The sequence below is a fragment of the Actinoalloteichus hoggarensis genome (assembly GCF_002234535.1).
GTDB classification, from domain to species: domain Bacteria; phylum Actinomycetota; class Actinomycetes; order Mycobacteriales; family Pseudonocardiaceae; genus Actinoalloteichus_A; species Actinoalloteichus_A hoggarensis.
On sequence record NZ_CP022521.1, the window covers coordinates 5,083,737 to 5,109,347 of the forward strand.

Annotated in this window: 26 protein-coding genes; 14 read left to right on the forward strand and 12 right to left on the reverse strand. The window is 70.7% G+C overall.

The genetic code is table 11. The annotated features are described in order from the left end of the window. Positions 1 to 3: 3 nt before the first annotated feature. Together hemG and hemE are read right to left on the reverse strand one after the other, a co-directional pair. Positions 4 to 1,473, reverse strand: coding sequence for a protoporphyrinogen oxidase (hemG, locus tag AHOG_RS21720; protein WP_093942996.1), 1,470 nt, complete (start codon positions 1,471 to 1,473; stop codon positions 4 to 6). Continuing rightward, positions 1,470 to 2,591: a uroporphyrinogen decarboxylase gene (gene hemE / locus AHOG_RS21725; protein WP_093944679.1), complete on the reverse strand. Its 1,122-nt coding sequence runs from the start codon at positions 2,589 to 2,591 to the stop codon at positions 1,470 to 1,472. The genes hemG and hemE overlap by 4 nt, the downstream gene beginning before the upstream one ends. A 302-nt stretch (positions 2,592 to 2,893) precedes the next feature. Between hemE and AHOG_RS21730 the strand changes: the two genes are divergently transcribed. The 6 genes from AHOG_RS21730 (at position 2,894) to AHOG_RS21760 (ending at position 10,927) form a co-directional block, all read left to right on the forward strand. Beyond that, entirely contained in the window at positions 2,894 to 3,448 is a 555-nt protein-coding gene (locus AHOG_RS21730) for a DUF3000 domain-containing protein (protein WP_169725896.1), read from the forward strand. Positions 3,449 to 4,656: 1,208 nt separating this feature from the next. Next, on the forward strand, positions 4,657 to 5,373 hold the full coding sequence (locus AHOG_RS21740) for a response regulator (RefSeq protein ID WP_035272912.1): 717 nt from the start codon (positions 4,657 to 4,659) through the stop codon (positions 5,371 to 5,373). Between the two features lie 180 nt (positions 5,374 to 5,553). Beyond that, the gene (locus AHOG_RS21745; protein ID WP_093944680.1) at positions 5,554 to 6,762 is read left to right on the forward strand and encodes a ribonuclease D; all 1,209 of its coding nucleotides are present in this window, start codon (positions 5,554 to 5,556) and stop codon (positions 6,760 to 6,762) included. A gap of 369 nt (positions 6,763 to 7,131) precedes the next feature. Beyond that, positions 7,132 to 7,380 carry a PLDc N-terminal domain-containing protein gene (locus tag AHOG_RS21750; RefSeq protein WP_157736978.1) on the forward strand — a complete coding sequence of 83 codons (249 nt, stop codon included), beginning with the start codon at positions 7,132 to 7,134 and terminating at the stop codon, positions 7,378 to 7,380. 215 nt (positions 7,381 to 7,595) lie between these two features. After that, complete coding sequence (locus tag AHOG_RS21755) at positions 7,596 to 8,816, forward strand: thiolase family protein (protein WP_093943000.1); 1,221 nt, start codon at positions 7,596 to 7,598, stop codon at positions 8,814 to 8,816. A gap of 35 nt (positions 8,817 to 8,851) precedes the next feature. Next, the gene (locus AHOG_RS21760) at positions 8,852 to 10,927 is read left to right on the forward strand and encodes a 3-hydroxyacyl-CoA dehydrogenase NAD-binding domain-containing protein (protein WP_093944681.1); all 2,076 of its coding nucleotides are present in this window, start codon (positions 8,852 to 8,854) and stop codon (positions 10,925 to 10,927) included. Positions 10,928 to 11,228: 301 nt separating this feature from the next. On the opposite strand, the gene AHOG_RS21765 is transcribed toward AHOG_RS21760, so the two are convergent. The 6 genes from AHOG_RS21765 to AHOG_RS21790 form a co-directional block, all read right to left on the reverse strand. Beyond that, the gene (locus AHOG_RS21765) at positions 11,229 to 11,423 is read right to left on the reverse strand and encodes a DUF397 domain-containing protein (protein WP_093943001.1); all 195 of its coding nucleotides are present in this window, start codon (positions 11,421 to 11,423) and stop codon (positions 11,229 to 11,231) included. A 188-nt stretch (positions 11,424 to 11,611) separates the two neighbouring features. After that, on the reverse strand, positions 11,612 to 11,800 hold the full coding sequence (locus tag AHOG_RS21770) for a DUF397 domain-containing protein (RefSeq protein ID WP_093943002.1): 189 nt from the start codon (positions 11,798 to 11,800) through the stop codon (positions 11,612 to 11,614). A 127-nt stretch (positions 11,801 to 11,927) separates the two neighbouring features. Beyond that, positions 11,928 to 12,119, reverse strand: coding sequence for a DUF397 domain-containing protein (locus tag AHOG_RS21775; protein ID WP_093943003.1), 192 nt, complete (start codon positions 12,117 to 12,119; stop codon positions 11,928 to 11,930). Beyond that, positions 12,109 to 12,486, reverse strand: a complete 378-nt coding sequence (locus tag AHOG_RS21780) for a DUF5753 domain-containing protein (protein WP_221439202.1) — start codon at positions 12,484 to 12,486, stop codon at positions 12,109 to 12,111. Before AHOG_RS21780 ends, AHOG_RS21775 begins: the two co-directional genes overlap by 11 nt. Positions 12,487 to 12,537: 51 nt before the next feature. Continuing rightward, the gene (locus tag AHOG_RS21785; RefSeq protein WP_093943005.1) at positions 12,538 to 12,738 is read right to left on the reverse strand and encodes a DUF397 domain-containing protein; all 201 of its coding nucleotides are present in this window, start codon (positions 12,736 to 12,738) and stop codon (positions 12,538 to 12,540) included. Beyond that, positions 12,735 to 13,583, reverse strand: a complete 849-nt coding sequence (locus AHOG_RS21790) for a helix-turn-helix domain-containing protein (protein WP_093943006.1) — start codon at positions 13,581 to 13,583, stop codon at positions 12,735 to 12,737. Before AHOG_RS21790 ends, AHOG_RS21785 begins: the two co-directional genes overlap by 4 nt. Before the next feature lie 322 nt (positions 13,584 to 13,905). Here AHOG_RS21790 and AHOG_RS29600 point away from each other — a divergent pair, with 322 nt between their 5' ends. The 5 genes from AHOG_RS29600 (at position 13,906) to AHOG_RS21810 (ending at position 16,164) form a co-directional block, all read left to right on the forward strand. Continuing rightward, positions 13,906 to 14,082, forward strand: coding sequence for a hypothetical protein (locus AHOG_RS29600; RefSeq protein WP_157736979.1), 177 nt, complete (start codon positions 13,906 to 13,908; stop codon positions 14,080 to 14,082). Next, positions 14,079 to 14,618, forward strand: coding sequence for a hypothetical protein (locus AHOG_RS21795; RefSeq protein WP_093943007.1), 540 nt, complete (start codon positions 14,079 to 14,081; stop codon positions 14,616 to 14,618). The genes AHOG_RS29600 and AHOG_RS21795 overlap by 4 nt, the downstream gene beginning before the upstream one ends. Further along, positions 14,615 to 14,860 carry a hypothetical protein gene (locus AHOG_RS21800; RefSeq protein WP_093943008.1) on the forward strand — a complete coding sequence of 82 codons (246 nt, stop codon included), beginning with the start codon at positions 14,615 to 14,617 and terminating at the stop codon, positions 14,858 to 14,860. The genes AHOG_RS21795 and AHOG_RS21800 overlap by 4 nt, the downstream gene beginning before the upstream one ends. A gap of 94 nt (positions 14,861 to 14,954) precedes the next feature. Continuing rightward, positions 14,955 to 15,509 (forward strand): hypothetical protein, encoded by a 555-nt coding sequence (locus AHOG_RS21805; protein WP_157736980.1) that lies wholly within the window; start codon positions 14,955 to 14,957, stop codon positions 15,507 to 15,509. Positions 15,510 to 15,609: 100 nt separating this feature from the next. Next, positions 15,610 to 16,164 carry a hypothetical protein gene (locus tag AHOG_RS21810; RefSeq protein ID WP_157736981.1) on the forward strand — a complete coding sequence of 185 codons (555 nt, stop codon included), beginning with the start codon at positions 15,610 to 15,612 and terminating at the stop codon, positions 16,162 to 16,164. 178 nt (positions 16,165 to 16,342) lie between these two features. On the opposite strand, the gene AHOG_RS21815 is transcribed toward AHOG_RS21810, so the two are convergent. From AHOG_RS21815 to AHOG_RS21830, 4 genes are all read right to left on the reverse strand, one after another. Next, positions 16,343 to 18,223, reverse strand: coding sequence for a penicillin-binding transpeptidase domain-containing protein (locus tag AHOG_RS21815; RefSeq protein WP_211290472.1), 1,881 nt, complete (start codon positions 18,221 to 18,223; stop codon positions 16,343 to 16,345). Positions 18,224 to 18,702: 479 nt separating this feature from the next. Then, complete coding sequence (locus tag AHOG_RS21820) at positions 18,703 to 19,824, reverse strand: mandelate racemase/muconate lactonizing enzyme family protein (RefSeq protein ID WP_245856373.1); 1,122 nt, start codon at positions 19,822 to 19,824, stop codon at positions 18,703 to 18,705. A gap of 232 nt (positions 19,825 to 20,056) precedes the next feature. Further along, entirely contained in the window at positions 20,057 to 20,944 is an 888-nt protein-coding gene (locus AHOG_RS21825) for an NAD-dependent epimerase/dehydratase family protein (protein WP_093943011.1), read from the reverse strand. A gap of 53 nt (positions 20,945 to 20,997) precedes the next feature. Further along, on the reverse strand, positions 20,998 to 22,149 hold the full coding sequence (locus AHOG_RS21830) for a Gfo/Idh/MocA family protein (protein WP_093943012.1): 1,152 nt from the start codon (positions 22,147 to 22,149) through the stop codon (positions 20,998 to 21,000). Positions 22,150 to 22,438: 289 nt separating this feature from the next. On the opposite strand from AHOG_RS21830, the gene AHOG_RS21835 reads away from it, so the two are divergent. The 3 genes from AHOG_RS21835 (at position 22,439) to AHOG_RS21845 (ending at position 25,605) form a co-directional block, all read left to right on the forward strand. Then, complete coding sequence (locus tag AHOG_RS21835; protein ID WP_245856374.1) at positions 22,439 to 23,674, forward strand: ABC transporter substrate-binding protein; 1,236 nt, start codon at positions 22,439 to 22,441, stop codon at positions 23,672 to 23,674. Between the two features lie 62 nt (positions 23,675 to 23,736). Continuing rightward, positions 23,737 to 24,702, forward strand: coding sequence for a carbohydrate ABC transporter permease (locus AHOG_RS21840; RefSeq protein ID WP_093943014.1), 966 nt, complete (start codon positions 23,737 to 23,739; stop codon positions 24,700 to 24,702). Beyond that, on the forward strand, positions 24,703 to 25,605 hold the full coding sequence (locus AHOG_RS21845; protein ID WP_093943015.1) for a carbohydrate ABC transporter permease: 903 nt from the start codon (positions 24,703 to 24,705) through the stop codon (positions 25,603 to 25,605). Positions 25,606 to 25,611 lie beyond the last annotated feature (6 nt).

A 25,611-nucleotide genomic window follows, 5' to 3' on the forward strand; every position in this document is an offset into this window, starting at 1 on the left:
GGCTCATCCTCGCACCGAGTCACGCAGGATCGTCGTGGAGGTCAGCTCCGCCGCCACGGCGGCGGCGGCCCGTCGCGCCCCGCCCACGCAGGCGGCCAGCCCGATGCCGTCGAAGGCGGCACCGGTCACCTCCAGGCCCGCCAGCCCGGCGACCTCCGTCCTGATCCGCCGCACCAGGTCGACGTGGCCGACGCCGTACTGGGGCAGCGCCCCGCCCCAGCGCGTCACCACGGCCTCGATCGGGTCGGCTCGGACGCCCGTGAGCTCGGCGAGATCCGCGCGGACCGCGCGGATCAGCTCGTCGTCGTCACGCTGCATGGTCGAGATCTCGCCGACCCGGCCGATGGAGCCCCGGACCAGCAGTGGCGCCGCGGAGCCGCGATCGTCGCCGAGATGGCGCCACTTGCGGCTGGAGAAGGTGAACGCCTTGGCGGTGAAGTCGGTGCCGTCGTCGTGCCGTTCGCCCCGCGCGATCAGCACGCCGCTGGCCTCGGGCAGCCGAGCCGCGGGCGGCAGCGCCAGGCTGACCACGACACTGGAGGCCACCTCGATGGCGCCGTAGGCGGCGGCCGCGGCCGGAGCGGTCACCGCGAGCAGGCGCCGCGCCGCGGGCGGCGGCACGGCCAGCAGCACGGCGTCGACCTCCAGCAGCTCCGGGCTCGGCACCGCGCCGAAGGCGAGCCGCCAGCCGACGTCGCCCCTGGTCAGCGCGTGCACCGGCAGGCCGAGTCGCACCGTGGCGCCCGCGGCCTCCGCCAGCCGGTCGATCAGTCTGATCAGGCCGCCGCGCAGCGTGCCGAACACCGGGGCTCTGGGCTCGCCGGGCGCCGGGGCGGGCGGGAGGAGTCCGGCCGCGGCATGCAGCACCGAGCCGTCGCCCTCATCGAGCGCCCTGGCGAGGGCGGGCATGGTGGCGCGCAGCCCCAGCCGGTCCGCGTCGCCCGCGTAGACCCCGCCCAGCATCGGATCGACGAGCCGGTCGGTGAGTTCGTCGCCGAAGCGCGCCCGCAGCATCCGACCGAGTGCGACGTCGCCGCCGTCGAGACGCAGCGGTGGGGCCGAGGGCTCCTCGGCCACTCTGGCGACACCCTCCGCCGAGAGCACCCCGCGCAGCGCCTCCACCGAGCCGGGGACGCCCTGCACGGTCCCGGTGACCGGCATCGGAACCGTCCGGCCGCCCGCCCGGACCGTCGGCCCCGCCGAGGTGGGGTTGACCACCTCGCCCGAGGCGTCGAGGTCGGCGAGGAGATCGAGGACCTCCGGCCTGCGGACCAGGAACGCCTCGGCCCCGACGTCGAAGGCGCCGCCGCCCAGCTGGGCGGTCGCGAGCTTGCCGCCGAGACGACGGCTCTGCTCCAGCACGGTGATCCGCGCGGCGCGTCCGAGCAGCCTGCGCAGCTCGTAGGCGGCGGTGAGTCCGGACACCCCGCCGCCGATCACGGCGATGTGCGGGACGTGCTGCGGCCTGGTCACCGAGTTTCGGCTTCCGCGTCCGTCTCCTCGGACTCGTCGGAGGGGACGCCGCGCTCGTGGACCAGCTCGACGACCCGGGTGATCGCGTCCGGATCGGTGTCCGGCAGCACCCCGTGCCCGAGGTTGAAGACGTGGCCGCCGGTCCGCCTGCCCTCGGCGAGGATGCGATCCACCTCGCGCTCGATCGCGGGCGCGCCCGCGAAGAGCACGGCCGGGTCGAGGTTGCCCTGGACCACCGGGGCGGGCCGCTCGGGGGCCGCGGCCACCAGCCTGCGCGCGGCGACGTCCAACGGCGTCCGCCAGTCGACCCCGACCACGTCGGCGCCCGCCTCCCGCATCGCGGGCAGCAGCTCGCCGGTGCCGACGCCGAAGTGGAATCGGGGCAGGCCCGCGTCGGCCAGGCCGCCCAGGACCTTGGCGGAGTGCGGGAGGACGAACTCGCGGTAGTCGCGTTCGCTGAGGGCGCCCGCCCAGGAGTCGAACAGCTGCACGGCGTCCACGCCCGCGTCGATCTGCAGGCGCAGGAAGCCGAGGGTGATGTCGGCGAGCCGGTCGAGCAGGGCGTGCCAGGTCGCGGGCTCGCCGTGCATCAACGCCTTGGTCCGCTCGTGGTTCCGGCTCGGGCCGCCCTCCACCAGGTACGAGGCCACGGTGAACGGAGCGCCGGCGAACCCGATCAGCGGGGTGTCGCCCGCCTCGGCGGTGATCAGCCGGATCGCCTCGGCGACGGGCGCCACCTGTTCGTCTCGCAGACTCGGCAGCGCGGCGACGTCGGCCGCGGTGCGCACCGGCTGGGCGATCACCGGGCCGGTGCCGGGCACGATGTCCAGGTCGACGCCCGCCGCGAAGAGCGGCACCACGATGTCGCTGAACAGGATCGCGGCGTCGACGCCGTGCCTGCGGACCGGCTGCAGGGTGACCTCGCAGACCAGTTCCGGGTTCAGGCACGCCTCGAGCATCGGAATCCCCGCTCGCACCTTGCGGTACTCGGGCAGGGATCGACCGGCCTGCCGCATGAACCACACGGGCGTACGGCTGGGACGACCGCCCTGTGCGGCGATCAGGAACGGGGCATCGGAGAGGTCCCTACGAGCGGGCACCAGCGCAGCGTTCGTCATCTCGCCGAGCATTTTCCCATGAGGGGTCGTCGTCGTGCGGCGCGACCGGCACCGAATGTGAGGCACGGCGCTCAGCCGGGTGATACGGGAGGTGACGTACCAGCGCACGGCTCCGGCTCCGCCGGTCTCGGTGACCGGGTCGGAGCGGCGACGAGGCCGTTCGCGACGGGCGGGCGGGCTGACGGCGAGCGGTTCGCGACCGGACCGCGTCCGACGCGGGCGGAGAGTCGGCGAAGATCGACGGCCTCCGCTCGGCGTGGCGAACCCCGCATCATCCCCGATTGCCTCTAAAGTCGCGATTCGTGACCGGGATGACTCCAATACCTGAGGTGTTCCGGCACGCCGTGAGCACTCTGAAGTCGGTTCGACCTCGGTCGGAGCTGACCTTCGAGGAGGTCCGGCCGCCGCAGCGACTCGCACCGTGGGCGTACGCGCTCAGTGCCGAGGTGACGGGTCCCACCAACGAGTTCGCCTCCGGCAGGCTCGTCGTGCTCCATGACCCGGACAACGTCGACGTCTGGAACGGCGAGCTGCGCGTGGTGGTGTATCTCCAGGCCGAGTTGGACTCGGAGTTCGCCAGCGATCCGCTGCTGCCGCAGGTCGGGTGGTCGTGGCTGACCGACGCGCTGGAGGGCTGCGGGGCGCGGTGGACGACGTTGGGCGGCACGGTGACCGTGACGTCCTCGGCGCGGTTCGGCGAGATCGAAGGGCCTGCCCACACTCACGATCTGGAGCTGCGGGCGTCCTGGACGGCGTCGGACTCGGAGCTGGCCGCCCACGGCGAGGCGCTGTGCGAGGTGCTGGCCAGCGCGGCGGGCCTGCCGCCGATCGGCGTGGTCGAGCTGCGTCCCCGATAGCCGCTCTCGGGCAGGCGGCGCTCGGCGGCGCCGAGGCTGCGGCGGGCCCTCGGCTGCGGCCCTCGTCGGGTTCGATGACGACCCCGTGGCGCGGGGCGTCTCCTCGCGGCTCGGCCGTGCCTCCTCGGCGCTCGACCGCGCTGCGACTCGACGTTCGGCGGGGCGACGGCCGCGCTCGTGATCGACCATCCGGCCCTGCTGCCGGAGTCGGAGCGGTTCCCGGAACCGGCACTCGTGTCGGAGGTCGAACAGACGGTCTCGCAGCGTCCGGCGGACGGCTCACCCCCGCACTCGCCACACCTCCAAACGAGACCTGGCGGCACCGCGGACGACGGAGGTCTCGGACGGGGCGACGCCGGGCCGGGGTGAGCGGCGGCGGCCCTACCCGGGCAGGCTCGATGCCGTCCTCGGCTCCGCCGCCGTGGCATCGGGGCACGGCCGGCCGAGCGGACCGCCGGGGGATGCGAGGCAGCCGCCCGACGTCCCCGCCACCGGGATCGCACGACACCCCGCCCGACGTCGCGCGGGCGGCCTTCGCCGGCCGGCCTGACGCAGGCGGCTTTCCGCGACCGGTCCTGCGCAGCCCGGCGCGCGCCGCCCGATCTCGCGCATCCGAGCCTCACGCATCCCGGGGGCATGCAGCCGATCCCGCGCGTGCCGCCCGGTCTCCCCGTCCCGTCGGCCGCCGCGGACCGTCACGCTCCGTCCGCACGGGCGGATGAGCGCCGCGGGCCCGGCCGAACGGCGCTGGACTTCTCGGATAGTCGGCTGCATCACACTCCGGCGGTCGGCCTAGCGAAGGAGCCGTCGACTGCCGATGGATTGGCAGGACGGGGGACGACGCGGTACGACGCCAGACGTCGAGGTCATTGCTCCGGACGGAGGACGGCGGGCCGGGCCCGACGACCGGCCGTCCGGACGCGCGACGGGCCGCGGGCGAGGCGGTCTAAACCAATGCCAAACCAGGAATGTCGTACGGGCGCGGCTCAGTGTTAGCAAGACACGCGCTTGTACCCCGATCGTGTTATCACAAGCCACCCTTGTGACAACCCGATCGGGATAGATCGCACATTGATCGTCCCGCTGGCGCCGTTTGGCGGCTACGCTGCCCCAGTCGACACCACTTTCGGTCGATCAGTGGCGCGGCTGATTGACCGAGAGTCCCGGTGCCGGTCGGGGGGCACGACCGACTCCAGGGAGGTAGTGACGTGGCTGCCGTCGGCTTAGGTCAGGCCGTTCGTACCACGCCAGCCGGTGCTTTGCCGGCCAACATGGTCCCGCACCCGCGGGAAGAGCTGTTCTCGGTATTGGTGGTAGACGACCATCCGCTGCTCCGAGAGGCGATCGCCGCTCGGTTGCAACAGATGGGCGCAGGCACCGTGCACGAGGCCGCATCGCTGGCCGAGGCCAGGGCGCGAGCCCTGGCGACAGGTCCGTGCGACCTCGCGATCCTCGATCTCGGGCTCCCGGACGGGAGTGGCATCGACCTGGTCACGGAACTCCGTGGCCACGGTTGGCCGCGGATCGTGGTCCTGGCATCCTCCGATGACCCGTATGCGGTCCGGGCGGCGTTTCAGGCAGGCGCTCAGGCGTACCTGCTGAAGTCCGCCTCGCCGATGGTGGTCACCGACGGGGTGCGTCGGGTCCTCGACGGCGGCGTGTATGCCGACCCGAGCGTGGCGCCGGTCCTTGCCGCGGGCACTCGCGTGCCGGGCACGGACAACACGCCGCGCGAGCTGTCCGCGCGCGAGGTCGAGGTGTTGCAGTTAGTCGCCGACGGTCGATCGAACAAGGAGATCGGCGAGGCGTTGAATCTGTCCGCACTCACAGTGAAGAGCCATCTGTCGCGGATCGGCCGGAAGCTGGGTACGGGAGACCGTGCGCAGATGGTCGCTCTGGCGATGCGCGCAGGTGTCATCAGATAAGTCCGGCGCCTTCTGGAGTCCGTGCCGTGTCACGCGACTCCAGAAGGTGCTCGCACTTCGTGTCGTTCGACCTTGCGCGCCGCGCTCGACGACTTCGACGTAGGGTCAGCGGCCGTGGATGCACACCGTTGCGAACCCGACGCCGAGCCAGCGACCGAGCCTGGGCGGGCGGTCTCGGAGATCACCGAGCTCACCACGCCCGCCGAGGGCGTGCCGCCGGTCGTGGCCGATCCCACCGCACTGCGAGCGGCCGCCGACGCGCTCGCCGCGGGCACGGGGCCGATCGCGGTGGACACCGAGCGTGCGTCCGGATACCGATACTCGGCGCGGGCCTACCTGGTGCAGCTGCGGCGCGCAGGTTCGGGCACGGTGCTGGTCGACCCGATCCCGCTGCGCGGCAGGCTCGCTCCGCTGATCGAGGCCGTGGGCGATCAGGAGTGGGTGCTGCATGCGGCGTCCCAGGACCTGCCCTGTCTCGCCGAACTCGATCTGCGGCCCTCCTCGTTGTTCGACACCGAGCTGGCGGGCAGGCTCGCGGGTTACCCGAGGGTCGCGCTCGGCGCGCTGGTCGAACAACAGCTCGGGTATCGGCTGGAGAAGGGCCACGGCGCGGCGGACTGGTCTCGACGCCCGCTGCCCGCCGACTGGCTGAGCTACGCGGCGCTGGACGTCGAGCTGCTGCTCCCGCTGCGGGAATCCCTGGAGGCGGAGCTGAGGGCCCAGGGCAAGCTCGAGTGGGCGTCGCAGGAGTTCGAGGCCGTGCGCACCGCGCCGCCGCCGGGGCCGAGGCCGGAGCCGTGGCGACGGACGTCGGGCATCCACCGGCTCCACGCGCCGCGCAAGCTGGCTGCTGTTCGGGCGCTGTGGCTGGCGCGGGACGAGCTGGCCAGGACTCGGGACATCGCACCCGGTCGGGTGCTGCCGGACAAGGCGATCATCGAGGCGGCCCAGACTCAGCCCGCCGACACCACGGCGCTGGTGGCCCTGCCGATCTTCGGCGGACGGGCCCAGCGTCGGCGCGCCGACGTGTGGATGGCGGCGTTGCGCGAGGCGGCGGAGCTGCCGAACTCCGCGCTGCCCGCCTCCTCGCCGCCCTCGGACGGTCCGCCGCCGCCGAACCGATGGGCCGATCGCGATCCGGAGGCCGCCGCCCGCCTGTCGGCGGCTCGGGCGGCGTTGAGCGCGCTGGCCGAGCGACACGGTCTGCCGGTGGAGAACCTGCTGCAACCCGATCTGGTGCGTCGGACCTGCTGGGCACCGCAGGAGGACCGCTCCGTGACGGGCACCGCCGCCGCGCTGCGGGCGGGCGGCGCCCGGCCGTGGCAGGTCGCGCTGACCGCCGAGCCGTTGAGCGCCGCGTTGGCGGCCACCACAGAACCGGCGTCCTGACCGAGGGCCCGCGTTCCGCCCTGGACCGGTTCCGCCCCGGCCCCGAATCCCGCCCGAGGCCGCGTCCTTGAACCCCGCATCCCGACCGGACCCCGTGTCCCCGAACCCCGCGTCTCGCCCCGGCCCGCACCCGGACGCCGAAGCCCCGGTCGGCGATGAGCGGACCGGCGTCGAGCATCGTCCCGAACGGTGCGGCCTCGACGGCCCGCCCACCGTCCGCATCGGACTCGGTGGGCGTCGCCGAGCCGGGGAGGACCCGCGCCGCGGTCCGTTTCATGATTGTCTGGAAGGGGTAGACACCAAGGTCAAGACCACGGTGTCCGGCAGCCGGGCGATGCCGTGGCCGAACACGTCGACGGGAGAGTCATCGTGGGCACCTCGGAACTCCTTCTGGCCGGACTCATCAGCGCGGGCGGCGCGCTGATCATCCTCGCGCTGCTGATCGTCATCACGACCGATCGCTGGAACGTGCTCCAGACGTTGATCTGGGCGCTGGTCGTCCTCGCCGTCCCGGTGATCGGCGCGGCCGTGTTCCTCGTCGTCGACCACCAGCAGAAGGCGGCGCGCCGGGCGACGCACCGCGACGAGGCCGTCACCGACGCCTCGGCCTCCAACTGACGCCTCCCCGCGGCGGGGCCCGCCTGTCTCGGCGGTTCCGGACGAAGCAGGGCGGAGCGCACGGTGTGTCGACGATTCGGACCGCGCGGGGCGAGCCACTGGTTACCAGTCGGTAGCAGCGGCTAGAGTGATTGTTACCGGCGGGTAGCACTGGCGGCCTCGCGTCGCCGTGCCGTCTGCCCAGCCGACCCCCGAGCTTTCAGGAGGAGCACGCCGTGGCCGCAAACGTCGCAGGACGTGCACTTCGGGACGTGGTCTTCGTCGACGGCGTGCGCACGCCGTTCGGCAAGGCAGGCCCGAAAGGCATGTATGCGGAGACCCGAGCCGACGACCTCGTCGTCAAGGCCATCCGGGAACTGCTCCGCCGCCATCCGCAGCTGCCGCCGGAGCGGATCGACGAGGTCGCCGTCGCGGCGACGACCCAGATCGGCGACCAGGGGCTGACCATCGGCCGCACCGCCGCGCTGCTCGCCGGACTGCCCAGGTCGGTGCCCGGCTTCGCCGTCGACCGGATGTGCGCGGGCGCCATGACGGCCGTCACCACCACGGCGGGCGGCATCGCCCTGGGCTCCTACGACGTCACCATCGCGGGCGGCGTCGAGCACATGGGCCGTCACCCGATGGGCGAGGGCGTCGACCCGAACCCCCGGTTCCTCGCCGACAAGCTCGTCGACCCGTCCGCCCTGGTCATGGGGCAGACGGCGGAGAACCTGCACGACCGGTTCCCGACGATCACCAAGGCCAGGACCGACGCCTACGCCGCCGCGAGCCAGGAGCGGTTCGCCGAGGCCGTCAAGACGGGGCGGATCGGCCAGGACCTCGTCCCGGTCGCGACCCGCTCCGCCGAGCTGGGCTGGGGGCTGGCCACCGAGGACGAGGCGCCCCGCCCCGGCACCACCGTGGAGGCCCTGGCCACGCTGCGGACGCCGTTCCGCCCGCACGGCCGGATCACCGCGGGCAACGCCGCCGGACTCAACGACGGCGCCACCGGTGCGCTGCTCGCCGCCGAGGACGTCGCGCGCGAGCTGGGCCTGCCGGTGGGGATGCGGCTGGTCGGCTACTCCTTCGCGGGCGTCGACCCCGAGGTCATGGGCGTCGGCCCGGTCCCGGCGACCGAGAAGGCGCTGTCCCGCGCGGGGCTGAGCATCGACGACATCGGCCTGTTCGAGATCAACGAGGCGTTCGCGGTCCAGGTGCTGGCCTTTCTGGAGCACTTCGGCATCGCCGACGACGACGCCCGAGTCAATCAGTGGGGCGGCGCGATCGCCTGCGGTCACCCGCTCGCCGCCTCGGGGGTACGGCTGATGACTCAGCTGTCCCGCCAGTTCGCCGAGCGCCCGGACGTGCGCTACGGCATCACCACGATGTGCGTCGGAATCGGCATGGGCGGCACCGTGATCTGGGAGAACCCGGCCTGGAACGGAGGCGACAAGTGAGCAGCACACTCTCCATCGACGACCTCAAGGCCGCGATGCCCGACGAGGTGGTCACCAGGGCGGTCACCCGCCTGGTCCGCGTCCCGGGCCTCGACGGGCCGATCGCGCTGATCACGATCGACAACGGCCACGACCACACCCGGCCCTCCACGCTCGGTCCGCAGGGCCTGATCAGCCTGAACGAGGCGCTGGACACCGCCTTCGCCGCCGAGCCCGCCGCGATCGCGGTGACCGGCAAGCCCTTCGTCTTCGCGGCCGGGGCCGACCTCTCCGGGATCGGCAGGCTCACCGCGAAGGAGCAGGCCGACTGGATGGCGGAGACCGGCCACGCCGTCTTCCGCAGGCTGATCGACTCCGCCGTGCCGACCTTCGCCTTCGTCAACGGCGCGGCGCTCGGCGGCGGCCTCGAACTGGCGCTGTCGTGTCACTACCGCACGGTGGCCTCCAACGCGGGCGTCATCGCCCTGCCGGAGACGTTCCTGGGCCTGTTCCCCGGCTGGGGCGGCACCCAGCTGCTGCCGAACCTGATCGGTCCGGACGCGGCAGTGACGGTCATGGTGGAGAACGCCCTCAACCAGAACCGCATGCTCAAGCCCGCCCAGGCCGCCAAGCTGGGCATCGTCGACGTGCTCCTGGACTCCGCCGACTACCTGGAGCAGTCGCTGGCCTGGGCGGCGCGGGTGGTGCGCGGCGAGATCACCGTCGACCGTCCGGAGATCGATCGGGGCCCGGGCTGGGACGCGGCGGTGGCGCGGGCGCAGGCCCTCGTCACGGCGAAGACCCAGGGGGCGGCGCCCGGACCGCAGCACGCGGTGGACCTGCTCGAGATCGCCCGCGCGAACGATCTCGACGCGGGCTTCGCCGCCGAGACGCAGCGGCTCGCCGAGGTCCTGATGTCCGACGAGACCCGCGCCGGGCTCTACTCCTTCGACCTCGTGCAGCGACGGGTGAAGCGGCCCGCCGGGGCGCCGGACAAGTCGCTGGCCCGTGACGTCGGCAAGGTCGGCATCGTGGGCGCGGGCCTGATGGCCAGCCAGCTCGCGCTGCTGTTCGTGCGACGGCTGAAGGTGCCGGTGGTGCTCACCGACGTCGACGAGGCGCGAATCGAGAAGGGCGTCGGCTACGTCCACGCCGAGGTGGACAAGCTCCTCGGCAAGGGGCGGGTCTCCCCCGACGAGGCGAACCGGCTCAAGGCGCTGGTCTCCGGCTCCCTGGACAAGGCGGCCTTCGCCGACGCCGACTTCGTCATCGAGGCCGTCTTCGAGGAGCTGTCGGTCAAGCAGCAGGTCTTCGCCGAGCTGGAGGAGCACGTCTCCCCGGAGGCGATCCTGGCGACGAACACCTCGTCGTTGTCGATCACCGAGATGGCCGCCAAGCTCCAGCACCCCGAGCGGGTCGTGGGCTTCCACTTCTTCAACCCGGTGGCCGTGCTGCCGCTGCTGGAGATCGTGCGCGGCGAGCGCACCGACGATGCAGCGCTGGCCACGGCCTTCGCCACCGGCAAGAACCTGAAGAAGTCCTGCGTCCTGGTCAAGGACGCGCCCGCGTTCGTGGTGAACCGGCTGCTGACCAGGTTCCTCGGCGAGGTCATCAAGGCCATCGACGAGGGCACCCCGTTCGACGTCGCCGACCGTGCCCTGGCGCCGCTGGGACTGCCGATGAGCCCGCTCGTGCTGGTGCAGCTGGTGGGTCCCGCCGTGGCCACGCACGTCGCCGGGACCCTGCACGAGGCGTTCCCCGAGCGCTTCGGCGTCAGCGAGAACATGCGGCGGCTCGTCGCCGCGGGCAAGACCGCGGTGTGGACCTGGGACGAGCAGGGCACCCAGCGCATCGACCCGGAGGTCGCCGCGCTCTGGGAGCAGGGCCCCACGGTGCTCACCGAGGAGCAGGTGCGGCACAAGGCGCTGTCGGCCCTGGCCGAGGAGTCCCGGATCATGCTGGACGAGGGCGTGGTGGCCGAGGCCCAGGACCTCGACCTGTGCATGATCCTCGGCGCGGGCTGGCCGTTCTGGCTGGGCGGGATCACGCCCTACCTGGACCGCAGCGGGATCGCCGAGGAGGTCAACAAGGCCCGCTTCCACGCGCCCGGAGTCGCCTCGGCCGCGAGCTGACCCGCTCGCACCGGAGCCGGCACCGGCCGGACACCCGAGGGGCCCCGCCTCCACTGCGATCGCGGTGAGGGCGGGGCCGCTCGCCGTCGGCGGCCGCGCAGGCGTTCCTGGATCTGCGCCGCCATCGAACGGCGGGGGCGGGCCACGGCCGAGGAGTCGACGAGAGCCGTGATCTGTTCGGCCAAGACGTCGTTTCCACGGGCTGCCGGTATGAGCCATCGAGACAGCCGGTCGGCGGGGAGCGGACCAGGGGCGGTGCCGCGCGTGGAACACTCGCCCGACACCGTCCGTGGGTGCGGCCTCAGCGGAGTCGGTCGGCCTTGATCGCGCCGAGGAAGCCGGCGAAGACGGCACGGCCGACGACGAGCGTCCCGCCATCACGGTCCTTGGTGTCGCGGATGCCGACTAAGCCTGTTGTGGGGCCGACCTCGATGCATGCCCCACCGTTGCCACTGCTGCGCGACGACTTGCGCCATGCGGCTCGGGAGAGGTCCATCCCGCACTCCCTTTCGGTTGTCCTCAGAGGTCGATGCCAGCGTAGCCGGCAGATCTGCCGAACGCTTCAGCGTCGAGCACTGTCGTGTGGCGTGACAGCCGCCGTCGATGGTGGCGAGGCGGTCCGTTCACCGGCTCCCGACCTGCCCTCGTCGCGCCGGGGCAGCGGCCGGAGCCGGCTGCTACAAGTCAGCGGAGTCGGTCGGCCTTGATCGCGTCGAGGAAGCCGGCGAAGGCGGCACGGCCGACGACGAGGGTCCCACCGTCCCGGTTCTTGGTGTCGCGGATGCCGATGTTGTCGGAACCATAGCCGAGTTCGACGCACGCCGATTGGGTCCCGCTTCGGCGTGACTTCCGCCAGCCGGTGAAGCTGTTCATGAGGCTGCTCCTCCTAGCGAACGGGCGACGGATCGGAGTCCGCAGCTGACAGGCGAACCGACGAGAAGGCAACGGACGGGAGGTGTCCAGCGAACACATCGCTCGACACCGTCCGTCGATGCAGCAGTCAGCGGAGCCGGTCAGCCTTGATCGCGCCGAGAAGGCCGGCGAAGGCGGCACGGCCGACGACGAGGGTCCCACCGTCCCGGTTCTTGGTATCCCGGATGCCGACCGCCGTGGCGTCCTGCGCGACCTCGACACAGTTGCCTTCACCCGTGTACGTGGACGTACGCCAGTCGTTGAACCGGTCACTGGGCATGAGTTCCGCTCCGTTCTGCGTGGTTCTGCTGGTAGCGCGCCAACGTTGCGGCAGTCTGGTCCTCAGACAGTGCTACCTCGTCGAGCGTAGTAACGGCGCGGATGTAGGGGCCTGCGTCCTTCGTCTTGTCGAGGTATGTACCTGTGGCCAGGTGCTCCAGGTACACCACTGGATCAGCAGCCGAGAACGTCATCAGCGTGAACGCTGACAGCATTCCTGGATACGCGCCGCCACCGATCGGCAGGACGCGGACCACGGCCGTGGAGTTGATGAGAGCCGTGATCTGTTCAGCCATGACGTCGTGCCCGCCGACTGCCCGTATGAGCGCCAGCTCATCGAGGTAGACGGTCGGTAGGGAGTCGCCCAGGGACGGTGCCGCGCGTGGAACACTCGCCCGACACCGCCCGTCGGGCCGAAGTCAGCGGAGTCGGTCGGCCTTGATCGCGCCGAGAAGGCCAGCGAAGGCAGCACGGCCGACGACGAGGGTCCCGCCATCGCGGTTCTTGGTGTCGCGGATGCCGACGACGCCGGGGGCCTGTCCGATCTCGATGCAGCTGCTCGTGGCCTGAGACCAGCGGGACTTCCGCCAGCCGGTGAAGCGGCGCTGCGGTAACGTCATGATGTCCCCTCAAGAGATTCGGCAACGTCGGCGATGAGCCCGGCCGATGCCTCTGGACTCATCGCCACCGACATGACGATATCCGCCGCCGCGCGGTACGCCTCAACGTCGTCGGGCTCGTGAAGAACCAGGGCGCTGCGACGGTTCTCCAAGTGCACGACCGGTTCCCGGTCGTCACGGAAGGCGAACATATCGAACATGCCCTCAAGATCCGGTGCCCAGTCAGCGGTGAACGGGACGATGCGCAGATCGACGACGGGCAGAGCAGCGATGTCCAGCAGGGTCCTCAGTTGGTGTGCCATCACCTTCCGACCGCCGACAAGACGTCGCAGCGCGCCCTCGCCGATCATCGTGGTCAGTCGGGGCGGGTTCTGGTCCCGCAGGACCTCTCGTCGTCCGACGCGGACCCGCACACGGGGTTCGACCTCATGCTCAGGCACTCCACCAGCACCCAGGATCGCCCTCGCGTAGGCAGTGGTTTGAAGCATTCCCGGGACCAGATTGGGTGCCACGGTCGTGATCTCGGCGGCGTCCCGCTCAGCTTCCAAAAGTGCGCTGAGCGCCCGTGCCTGTTCAGGCAGGCCCACGGCCAGCCAATGGCGTTCCCCTTTGTCTCGGGCCATCGCCACCAACTCATCACGAGTCTCAGCATCGACGCCCAACGCGGTAAGCAGGGCAGCAGCGTCGGCCGGGCTTGGCATCCGGACACCGGACTCCCAGCGTCCGACAGTGGATGACGACCAGCCCATCTGAAGTGAAATGCCACTCGCGGTCAAGCCTGCCGCCTCGCGAGCACGCTTCAGTGCGCGTCCGAGCTCTGCTGATCTTGGTGTCACACCGGCCATGGGCGAAGCGTAGTCGCGCGTGCGCCAGATCCGGTTCCCTCGATCAGGGCATTGTTCCAGTACTCCATAAAGTTCCATACTGCCGGAACATCGGAACATTGGAACACAAGATGATCAAGGGGCTCGGCATGACACATCGGACTCGCATCTCAGATCGCACCGGCGTCACCGCCATGACCAGCGCATCTCGAGACGCTGGACTTGATTCTTGCCGCCAACGCGTTGACCGCCCGCCGGAGTGCTTGCCGAACGGCAACCACGACATGTGCTGTGCACGGGTTTCGCGGTTCGTCGCCGCTGGGCGGCGGGTCGGTGGTGTGTCGTGATCCCGACCGTCGTAGTCGGCGTGTTCCTGATGGCGGCCGGGTTTCCGTTGACCGTCTGGGGTTACCGCACTCCCCCTGCCCGCCGGCACGTGCGCCGCCGGACGGTGGCGTTCGCGTCGATCCTGGCTCGGTTGGCTGAGGAGCGGTTGGATGTGGTGGGGGTGCGGTCGTGACGACTCTGGCCGCGTTGTTCCTCGACACCGACACCGATGCCGATGCGCGTGTCCGGTTTCGGAGTGGGGTCATGTTCGTGACCTCGGGTGCGCAGGGTGTGCTGGTGGAGGGTGTGCGGCCTGGTCGTGATCCGGTGCGTGCGGTGATCGGTGCGACGGACGCGGTCGACGTCCTGGACGCGTTGTGGGCGTGGCGTTCGATCGAGTTGCCCGCGATGGACGGCGTCACCGGTGTTCGACGGCTCCGTTTCCATCCCCGACCCGACGGCGTCGAGGTCTCCATCCGCAGCCGCACCACGACCCGAGGCCGCTGGCTCGTCCACGCCGATCGTGTCCCGGAACTCGGTGATGCGTTGTGTCGGGCACTGATCACCGCCCGCAGCACCACCGCCACCGCCGCTGTCGGAACAGCTCCCGGCGGACATCCCGCCGCTGTTCAGAGCCCCGACACCGATACTGAAAACGGGGTCGCGGCGGGAGTCGGCGCAGGTGGCGCCGCCGTCGGGTTGCGAATCGTCCCCGGTGGCCGCCGATGACCGGCGTCGGCCCGTGGTTCGTCCGGTCAGTGAGCGACGGCGATACTCACCGAGCCTTTCGGGAGTACTGGACACGGGACGGCGTGGCGCGTATCCGCCCGGTCTGCGATCCGAACAGCGTGTTCACGGCATTGAACCGGAATCCGGTCGCGGTCCCCTACTTCGACGAGCACCGCTGCCCCACCTGCCTGACCACCCCACCCGTTGCCGAGGCACGGCATCGTCTGGTGGTGGTCCGATGAGGACCCTGGTCACCTACCGGTCCGTCCCCGTCGTCCACCGACTACGAGCCGCCCGCATCCGGCCCTACATCTGGGCTGTAGCCGGCGGGTGGCGATGACCGGCGACAGCCGGGAGATCGCCGTCGAACCGTTGCGGCTGCGGCAAGCCTGGCCGCCGGTGGTCGGGATCTTCCTCGACCTGCACACCGTGTTCATCGACCACGGCCACCCCATCCCGATCAACGGCGACCAGGCCAAGACGATCTGCGGCGTCATGGTCACCCTCGGCCCCCTCACCCTCGACGGCGACAGCCCCACCAGCGTCGTGCCCTACGTCCAGGACTGCCCGTACTGCACCGCGATCCTCGACAACGACGACACCACCCCCACCCCGCACACCACCGGCTGGGCGCTGTGCCTGCGCCGCCGCCACCCCGACGGCCGACCCGGACTCGTCCACCTCGCCGACACCCACAGAACCGACGGGACCGACGGGACCAGCGGTGTCGACACAACCGGCGGAACCAGCCGTGTCGGCAGAAACGGCGGCACGACCATCACGACCCGGTGCGGCCAACACCTCACCCTCGGCGACACCGCTCGACCGGTCGAGCGGGTCGAGCCCGGTCAGGGCGTCCCCTGCACACCCTGCCTGCTCCGCTCGCACTGAACCACCACACCACCGAACACCGCCCCCCGGCACCCAGCACATCAGCACATCAGCACTGGCACTTCAGCACTCAGCACTCAGCACTCAGGAGAACGTCCGCATGCCTGCCACCCGACCGACCACCACCCCGAAGCCGACGCCGCAGCCGTCGCCGACACCGACCACCCGAACCGACCCGTCCCCCATGGCCCGCACCACCACCCCCACGCCGTTGGACATCGCGGTGGGTGCCGGGACTGTCACCGCCGAACCCTGGGTGTTGTGGGAGTCCCTGATCGCGGCGACCCAACGCTGGACCACCCACCCCGCCGACGCCCTGCGCAACAACCACGGCATCACCGTCTACGACTACCGACTCCTCCGTCTGCTGGCCCGCACACCCCGGCCAGTACGCAAATCCATCACCCACACCGCCCTGGACCTGCCGCCACGCAGCCTTGATCACAGCATCGCCCGCCTCACCGAACGCGGTTGTCTCACCGTCACCGGCCGAGGACAAGAGAAACGACTCCGCATCACCGACCACGGCATCGAATTCCTCGAAGCCGCCATCACCACACTCCGCACGGTGACGGCCGACAGCCTCCCCGCCGCCGCACTGCCACCCCGCAGCCGAGCCGCACTCGTCACCCTCCTCAATCGACTACGCCACTGAACCCACCACACCACCACGGCCCGCGACGCCCCATACCCATGGCGACGACGCGCCTGAGGGACAGGGGACTCGGAGCCCGGCCTGCGCCGCGCCCGGCGGCCGGACATGCTCCCGACAGCGTGATAGGAGGGCCGGCCACCAGGCCTGCCCTCCCCGCCGTCAGGTCACGCCCGAGGAGTCACTCGTTGAGATCACGCAGGAAGCGCTCCGCCGCCGCGGTCGCGGGTCCGCCCGCGTCGCCGCCGTCCTCGACGAAGCTGGCCAACGCCACGTCGCCCTGCCAGCCGACGAACCAGCTGTGGCTGCGCAGCGGGACCTCCGTGCCGTACTCGGCCGTGCCCGTCTTGCCGTGCACCGGCTCGCCGGGCACCTCCGCCAGTCGCGTCGCGGTGCCCTCGGTGACGACCTCGCGCATCATCGTGTGCAGGGCGTCCACCGACTCCGGCTCCAACGGCTCACGGGTCTCGGGCTCCGTCGCCTCCGCCTGGTCGGTCTCGACGACCAGCCTCGGCTGCTTCCACTGTCCCGCCGCGACGCCGGCGGTCGCGGCGGCCATCGTCATGGGGTTGACCGTGGTCTGGCCTTGGCCGAAGGCCGAGGCCGCCTGCGCGGCGGGGCCGTCCGCGGGCGGCACCGAGCCGGTGGAGACGTCGACGCCGATGTCCCAGTCGCCGCCGATGCCGAGCTTCGCCGCCGCCTCGGTGAGGCCGTCCGAGCCCAGGTTCGGCGCCAGCGCCACGAAGGCGGTGTTGCAGGACCGGGCGAAGTTCTCCCGGAACGGAACCTCGCCCAACGCCTCGGGGAAGGCGTTCTTGACGCTGTGTCCGTCCACCTCGATCGTCGAAGGGCAGTCGACCGGCTGGTCCAGGGTGACGTCGCCGCCGTCGAGCAGCGCCATCGCGCTGACCATCTTGAACGTGGAGCCCGGCGGGACCCAGCCGTGGAGGGCGACGTCGCCGCTGCCGCCGTCCGGCCCGCCCGCGACCGCGAGGACGTGACCGTCGCTGATCCGCACCGCCACCAGCGCGCTGGGCCGGGGTTCCGCCGCCAGCGCGCGGTCGGCCGCGTTCTGCACGGCCGGGTCCAGGGTCAGGGTGACCGTCTCCCCCGGCACGGGATCGGAGCTGTACAGCTCGCGTTCGGTGCCGTCGATGACGACCGCGACGCCGCCCGTGCCCCGCAGCCGGTCGTCCAGGCTGCGCTGCAGGCCGCTGAGGCCGACCACGTCCCCGATCCGGTACCGGCCCGGTTCGTCGTCCATGATCTCCTGGGTGACCGGGCCCGCGCTGCCCAGCAACGCCCTGGCGAACTCCCGAGTCGGTGCCAGCTGCCGGGTCTCCTCGCGGAAGACGGTGCCGGGCAGCTCGTAGATCAGCGGCCGGATCTCCTGATAACGCTCCTCGCGCAGGGTGACGACCTCGACGAAGTCGTCCGGGTCCGCCGCCGCGATGCGGTCGGGCAGCTCGGAGGTGTCCACCCCGTCCTGAGCCAGCGCGTCGCCCAGGCTCCGGGCGAGTCCGGCGGCGTCGGTGACGTTGGCCGGGTGGACGCCGATCACGACCACGGGGCGGGCGGTGACGATGGGCTCGCCGTCGACGCCGACGATCTCGCCGCGCTCCGCAGGCGTGTGGCTGCTGCGGAGACGCTCGCCGTCGACCAGGTCGGGGTGCACGGCGCCCGGATCGAGGACGATCTGCCAGTCCTCGCCCTGTTGCCGCAGGTCGACGGTGGTCTGGTACTGCCATTCACCCCCCGAGGCCAGCTCCCAGGAGACGTCGAGCCGAGCCTCGGCCGCCGCGTCGTCGACCGTGACGTCGCCGACGGTCACCTCGTGGACCCGGCCCGCCACTCCCTCGGTGATCTCGGTGTACCACTCCTGGGCCTCGTCGCCGGAGCTCTCGACGTACGAGAGCGATGTCAGATCGCCCGACTGCCAGGCCTGAGCGAACCGAGTCGCCGCGTCCTCGGCCGCCGCGTGGCCGTTCGAACACGCGGCCACTCCGCCGCAGGCCAGCACGGTGACCCCGAACAGGACGGCCGTCCGTCTTCCGATGCGCATGTGGATCTCTCCTCGACAGCCGGATCACCAAGGCCGTGCGGCGGCCGGATTCCGGCCCCGCAGGCCGCTATCGTGGATCGCCCCCGAAGCGAAAGCACGATCTGTCTGACACGAACTAGACGCACGGCACCGCATGCGGGTGGGCCGAACCAGGGTTAGCTGTACCACATCCGAGCGGCGGCGCACGTCGTCTACGTTAACGAGCGCGACGTGTACTCACGACGACTCGGCGCTGATCCGACACGGTGGCCCGCCGCCCGCGCCGGAGCCGTGTGCCTGCCCGCCGCCCGTCGGAGAGCCCCGCGATCCCGTCGCCGCGGCACGCTCGCACGGACGTTCCCGCCGAGCCGTCGGCGGTGCGGGGCCGGGCGAGGCGGCCTCGGCGACGTGTCCGACGGGCGTGTGTTCGACGGGATCGAGGACGGCAGGCGTCGAACCCGTCGGGGCGTCGAACCTGCGGCCGTCGAGCCCGACGACGCCTAGTCCGCGAGCGGGGTCAGCCGCTCGGTGGCGAAGACGAGCCCGTGACCGGGCACCGTCGCGGTGTGCGCCGAGGGCGCGTCGAGCCGAACCCCGCTCGGCTCCGCCAGCGCACCGAGGGCGCCGAACGAGGCACGGTCGATGTCCTCCACCATGGACACCGAGCCCACGCACATCGCCAGTTGCGCGGACAGCTCCGGCAGCAGATGCGGCGCGGTCGGCACGCCGAAGGACGCGGCCAGCTCGGCGATCCGCAGGAACGGCGTGATGCCGCCGACCCGGACCACGTTGGGCTGCACGAAGTCGACCGCGCCCGCCGTCAGCGCGTCGCGGAACTGATGTCCGGTCCGCAGGTTCTCGCCGACCGCGACGGGCACGTCGACGGCCGCGCGAAACCGGGCGAGGCCCGGAAGCTCGTCGGCGAGCAGGGGCTCCTCGATCCAGTAGGGATCGTAGGCCGACAGGGCGCGGACGGCCCGCACCGCGGTGGGGTGGTCCCAGCGCTGATTCGCGTCGATCATCAGCAGCCGATCCGGGCCGAGGACCTCCCGTACCGCGGCGACCCGTTCAAGGTCTCTGGCCAATTCGGGGGACCCGACCTTGATCTTCACCGCGCGGTGGCCCGCGGCCACGAAGCGGCGGACCTGCTCCAGCAGCTCGTCGAGCTCGTAGTAGAGGTTGACGCCGCTGCCGTAGACCCCGATGGTCTCGCGTCGCCTGCCGATGAAGTCGACCAGCGGGAGCCCGGCGGCCTTGGCCCGAAGATCCCACAGGGCGATGTCGACGGCCGCGAGGGCCATCCCGGTGATGCCCCCCGAGCCGCCCTCGTGCAGTCCCGCCCACCAGCGGTCCCACAGCACGCCCGCCGGGGCGGTCTCCGCGCCCACGACCAGCCTGGGCAGGTCGTGTCGCAGCATGGCGAGCACCGAGTGCGCTCCGACCAGCGGCGTCCAGCTGAAACCGGTGCCGGTAGCGCCGTCCTCGGTGCGCAGGGTCGTGACGATCAGGTGCTGCTGGTCGACGCCGGGACCCCAGGACCGGTCCAACGGCACGGTGAACGCCTCGCTGGTCAGCTCGGTGATGCGCATCGGGTCGCGTTCCCTCTCGTTCGGCATCGGCATCGGCATCGGCGTAGGCCCGGCGAGACCGCGCGACGGTCGGCGGCGCGCGGGCGTCGTCACGGCGCCGGGCGTCTTCCTCATCGGGTCCGCCAGACCCGCGACCGGGTCGGGCGGCAGCGTAAGGCCGGCTGCCCGACGCCCCGCGCCGTCCCGGCCGACGCGCCCGCCCCGCGCCCTTCTCGTCGGCACACGCGAACGCGCGGAGTCGGGGCGGCCGGGAACCGCCCGCGGTTCAGCGCAGCTCGGTGCGCCAGCTCCGCTTCGCGCGCCAGCCCAGCAGCCGCTCGGCCTTGGTGCTGTCGAAGGCCGGGCTCGAACCGGTCAGTCCCGCCGCCTGTTCGGCGGACACGCCCGCGTGTGCGACGAGCAGCTCGGACAACGGCTCTCTGGCCATGGCGTCCGGCGCGCTGACGAAGAAGACCTCGCCCGGCGGGATGTCGTGTGCCTTGGCCAGCAGCGCGGCGACGAAGTCACCCGCGTCGCGCGCGTCGAGATAGTTGAACAGCGACACGGCGGCCAGTTCGGGCCGGTTCAGTCGATCGAGGATCGTGTCGCCGGTCTGGGTGGGCGCCCCGTCCCACTCCTCCGGTGAGACGACGAAGCAGGGCCGGAACGCATGGCAGGCGATGCGGTCCGGCCAGCGGCGCGCGAACGCCTGGATCGTCTCCTCCGCGACGACCTTGGACAGCCCGTAGGCGTGCCACGGCCGCGTCGGATGCGCCTCGTCCAGCGGCAGGTAGTCCGCCTGCCAGCCCGCCGGGTTCCCGTAGCCGATGACGGTGGGGCTGCTGGCGGCCAGCACCGTGCCGACGCCCAGCTCCGTGGCGGCCTGACAGACGTTGAACACCATCTGCGTGTTGGTGCGGAAGGTCGCGACGTCGGTACGCAGGAACGGAACCGGTACGGCCGCCAGATGCACGACGGCATCCGGCCGGTACCGGCCGATGACGCTGTAGCACTCACCGGTGTCGAGCAGGTCCACCGCGAAGGACTCGTAGGGGACCTGCTCGAACGACGGCCGGACGAGGTCGACGCAGACGGGTTCGTGCCCCGCCTCGGCCAGCGCCGCGAGGACGCTGCGCCCCAGCCTGCCGCTGCCTCCGGTGACGAGTACCCGCACTGGTCGACCTCCTGGGTGTCTCGGGACTGACGTGGACGAGACGGATCAGCCCGTCACGCCGTGATGGGCTCGATGGCGACGCGACGGCCGGTGCGCGAGGACTCCAGGCCTGCCTCGGCCAGCTGCACTCCCCTGGCTCCGGCCAGGAAGTCGTGCGGGAACGGCGCGTCCTCGCAGACATGGCGGACGAACATCTCCCACTGCACGCGGAATCCGTTGTCCAGCTCGCCGTTGTCCGGCACGTCCTGCCACTGCTCGCGGAACGGCTCCGGCTGCGCGACGTCGGGATCCCACACCGGCATCGGCGTGGCCGATCGGTGCTGGGCACGGCAGGAACGCAGGCCCGCGACCGCGCTGCCCTCGGTGCCGTCGACCTGGAACTCGACGAGTTCGTCGCGGTTGACCCGCACCGACCACGAGGAGTTGATCTGAGCGATGACGCCGCCCGCCAGCTCGAAGATCCCGTAGGCGGAGTCGTCGGCCGTCGCCTCGTAGGCCTGGTTCTTCTCGTCCCAGCGACGGTCGATGTGCGTGACGGCCTTGGCGGTGACCGCCTCCACCGCACCGAACAGGTCCTCCAGCACGTAGTGCCAGTGGGGGAACATGTCGACGACGATGCCGCCGCCGTCCTCGGCCCGGTAGTTCCAGCTCGGGCGCTGCGCACGCTGCCAGTCGCCCTCGAAGACCCAGTAGCCGAACTCGCCGCGCACCGAGAGGATGCGGCCGAAGAAGCCGCCCTCGACGAGCCGCTTGAGCTTCATCAGGCCGGGCAGGAACAGCTTGTCCTGCACGACGCCCGTCTTCACCCCGGCCTCGGCGGCGACCCTGGCCAGTTCCACGGCACCCGCGAGCGAGGTCGCGGTGGGCTTCTCGGTGTAGACGTGCTTGCCCGCCTCGACCGCGCGACGCACCGCCTCCTCGCGGGCGCTGGTCACCTGGGCGTCGAAGTAGATCGACACGTCGTCGGCGGCCAGGGCCTCGCCGAGGTCGGTCGTCCACCGATCCAGCTTGTGCCGTCGGGCCAGTTCTCGAAGCTTCTGTTCGCTGCGTCCGACGAGGATCGGCTCGGGCATGACCCGAGTCCCGTCGGACAGCGTGACGCCGCCCGCCTCGCGGATGGCGAGGATCGAGCGGAGCAGATGCTGGCGATAGCCCATCCGTCCCGTGATCCCGTTCATCGCGATACCCAGCACTTGACTGTCCATGCGTCCTTACCTCCCAGGAAAGCGCTTTCCACCGTAACCTGTGTCGGACCGCACGCCAAGACCCGGTTCCCCGCGGCAGGACCGCCCGCCCCACCAGCGCTGACGTCCGACTTCGTCCGGTTTCGGCCGTGTGATTGACACCACCGAAGATGACGCATACTTTCGGTAAACGCTTTCCAGTGAGTGCTCGGTCACCCTGGCCGGCACTGTTCAGATCAGGAGGCCCGGGATGGGTGCGCAGAGACGCTCACCGTTACAACGGGGAAGATCTGTTTTAGCCGCGGCCGTGGTGGCCGGACTGGTGACGGCATGCGGCGGCGCGGGCGGGGACTCCGACGGCCAGGTGGAGCTGCGGTTCACCTGGTGGGGCAGCGACGACCGCGCCGAGATCACCGAAGAGGCGATCGCGTTGTTCGAGGAGCGGCATCCGAACATCACGGTGAACACGTCGTATGCGGCGTTCTCGGGGTACTTCGAGCGGTTGGCGACCGAGGTCGCGGGCAACAACGCTCCGGACGTGATCCAGATGGACTACGCCTATCTGCGGGAGTACGGGGATCGGGGTGTCCTTGCCGATCTGCACGAGTTCGACGAGGATCAGCTGGGCACCGAGGGGATCACGCCGTTGCTGGCGCGGTCCGGGGAGATCGACGGGAGTCTGTACGCGCTGCCGATGGCGCAGAACACGCATGCGTGGGCGTATGACGAGCAGGCCTGGACGGAGTCCGGGGTGCCGCTGCCCGAGGCGGGCTGGACGTGGGAGGACCTGCTGAGCAGCAGTCAGGCGCTCACCGAGTCCACCGACGGCGAGCGCTACGGGACCACCGACTTCGGCTGGTCCTGGGAGACCTACCAGGTCTGGCTGCGTCAGCAGGACAAGGACCTCTACACCGACGCGGGCGAGATCGGCTTCACCTCCGACGACCTGCGCACCTACCTCGAACTCCTCGACGAGTTCCGCACCACCGAGGCCGCCACCCCCGCCACCATCACCTCCGAGATCGACGGCGCCGTGGAGAACTCGCCGCTGGCCAGGGGTTCGGCGTTCGCCGACTTCACGTGGGACAGCACGGCGGTCAGCTTCTTCTCCGTGCTGCCGGACGGCGTCGGCCTCGCACCGATGCCGCGCATCGAGGGCAGCGACCGGGTGGGCCAGTTCGCCAAGCCCGGCATGCTCATCAGCATCGCGGCGAACAGTGATCACCCCGAGGAGTCGGCCGCCCTGGTCGACTTCCTGCTCAACGACGTCGACGCCGGACTCATCCTCGGCACCTCCCGAGGCATGCCCGTCAACGACGACGTCCGAGCAGCCGTCGGAGCCGAACTCGACGGCCCCGACCAACTCGTCTACGACTACGAGGAAGCCCTCGCCGACGAACTCGAGGAACCCCCGTCCGCCCCGCCACCGGGCAACAGCGCGCTCAAACGAGAATGGCAGCGACTCAACTCGGTGATCGGCTTCGGACAACTGTCCATCGACGACGCGGTCGAACAGTTCATGGAACGCGCCGAACAGGAACTCTGAGGAGAGTCCGTTGAGCGGATGCGGCCGCCTGAGAACGGCCGCATCCCAGGATAGGTAAGGTCATGGTCGCGCAACAAGTCAACGAAGTGGCATCGCCGCAGCCCGGCGGGACGAGACCGGGCCGCGCCCGGAAGGGGCCGAAGAACAAGGAGCAGACAGGCATCGCCTATCTGTTCCTGTCGCCGTGGATCGCGGGCGCCGTGCTGCTCACCATCGGTCCGATGGTGGCCTCGCTGTACCTGTCCTTCACGAACTACAACCTGTTCACCGCGCCCGAATGGGTCGGCCTGGACAACTACATCCGACTGTTCACCCAGGACGACCGGTTCATGTCGTCGGTCGGGGTGACCTTCCAGTACGTCTTCCTGTCCGCGCCGCTCAAGCTGGCGGCGGCCCTGGGCGTGGCCCTGCTGCTCAACCGCCCGAGGAAGGGCCAGGGCTTCTACCGCTCCGCGTTCTACGCCCCGTCGCTGCTGGGCGCCAGCGTCGGCATCGCCCTGGTGTGGCGGTCGCTGTTCACCGACGACGGCGCGGTCGACTCGCTGCTGCGGTCCGTCGGGATCGACACCGGCGGCTGGATCAACCAGCCCGACTACGCGATGTACGTCATCGTCATCCTGGCGGTCTGGCAGTTCGGCGCGCCGATGGTCATCTTCCTCGCGGGCCTCAAGCAGATCCCGCAGGACCTCTACGACGCCGCCGCCGTGGACGGGGCGAGCACGTGGAAGACCTTCACCTCGGTGACGCTGCCGATGCTGTCCCCGGTCATCTTCTTCAACCTCGTGATGGAGATCATCCAGTCGTTCCAGTCCTTCACCGGGGCCTTCGTGGTCAGCAACGGGCAGGGCGGCCCCGCCGACTCCACGCTCTTCTACACGCTGTACCTGTACCAGCGTGGATTCCAGGACTTCCAGATGGGCTACGCCTCGGCGATGGCCTGGCTGCTGCTCCTGACCATCGCGCTGTTCACCGGACTGGTCTTCAAGACGTCCGGCCGGTGGGTGTTCTACGCCGGAGAGGACAAGTAGATGAGTACTGCGACGCTGACCGCGCCGGAGGACCAGGCGGCGACGCCCCCGCCCAAGCGGAACAAGAAGCCGGGCAGGCTGCGCACCGTCCTCTGGCACGCGGTGATCCTGGCGTTCATCGCCGTGCTGCTCTACCCGATCGCCTGGCTGCTCGGTGCCGCGTTCAAGCCCGCGAACGAGGTCATCACCAGCCTGGCGCTGCTGCCGGAGAATCCGACCTGGCAGAACTTCGTCGACGCCGTGGCAGGCATCGGCGGCACCAGCTTCGGGACCTTCCTGTACAACTCGCTGTTCATCGCGGGCGGATCGGTCGTCGGCAACGTCGTCTCGTGTGTGCTGGCCGCCTACGCCTTCGCCAGGCTGCGGTTCAAGCTGAGCAAGCTGATGTTCGGCTTCATGCTGATGACGCTCATGCTGCCGCACCACGTGGTGCTGATCCCGCAGTACATCATCTTCCAGAACATGGGCATGGTCGACACGTTCTGGCCGCTGATCCTGCCGAAGTTCCTGGCCACCGAGGCGTTCTTCGTCTTCCTGATGATCCAGTTCATGCGGGGCCTGCCCCGTGAGCTGGACGAGGCGGCGACGATCGACGGCTGCGGACCGCTGCGGCTGTTCTACTACATCATCCTGCCGCTGGCCCGACCCGCGTTGATCACCACCGCGATCTTCACGTTCATCTGGACCTGGAACGACTTCTTCAGCCAGCTGATCTACCTGAGCAGCCCGAGCAACTACACGCTGCCGCTGGCCCTGCGGCTGTTCATCGACCAGACGAGCGTCTCGGCCTACGGTCCGATGTTCGCCATGTCGGTGCTCACGCTGGTGCCGATCGGGCTGTTCTTCTTCGCGTTCCAGCGCTACCTGGTCCAGGGCCTGGCGACCTCCGGACTGAAGGGCTGATCATGT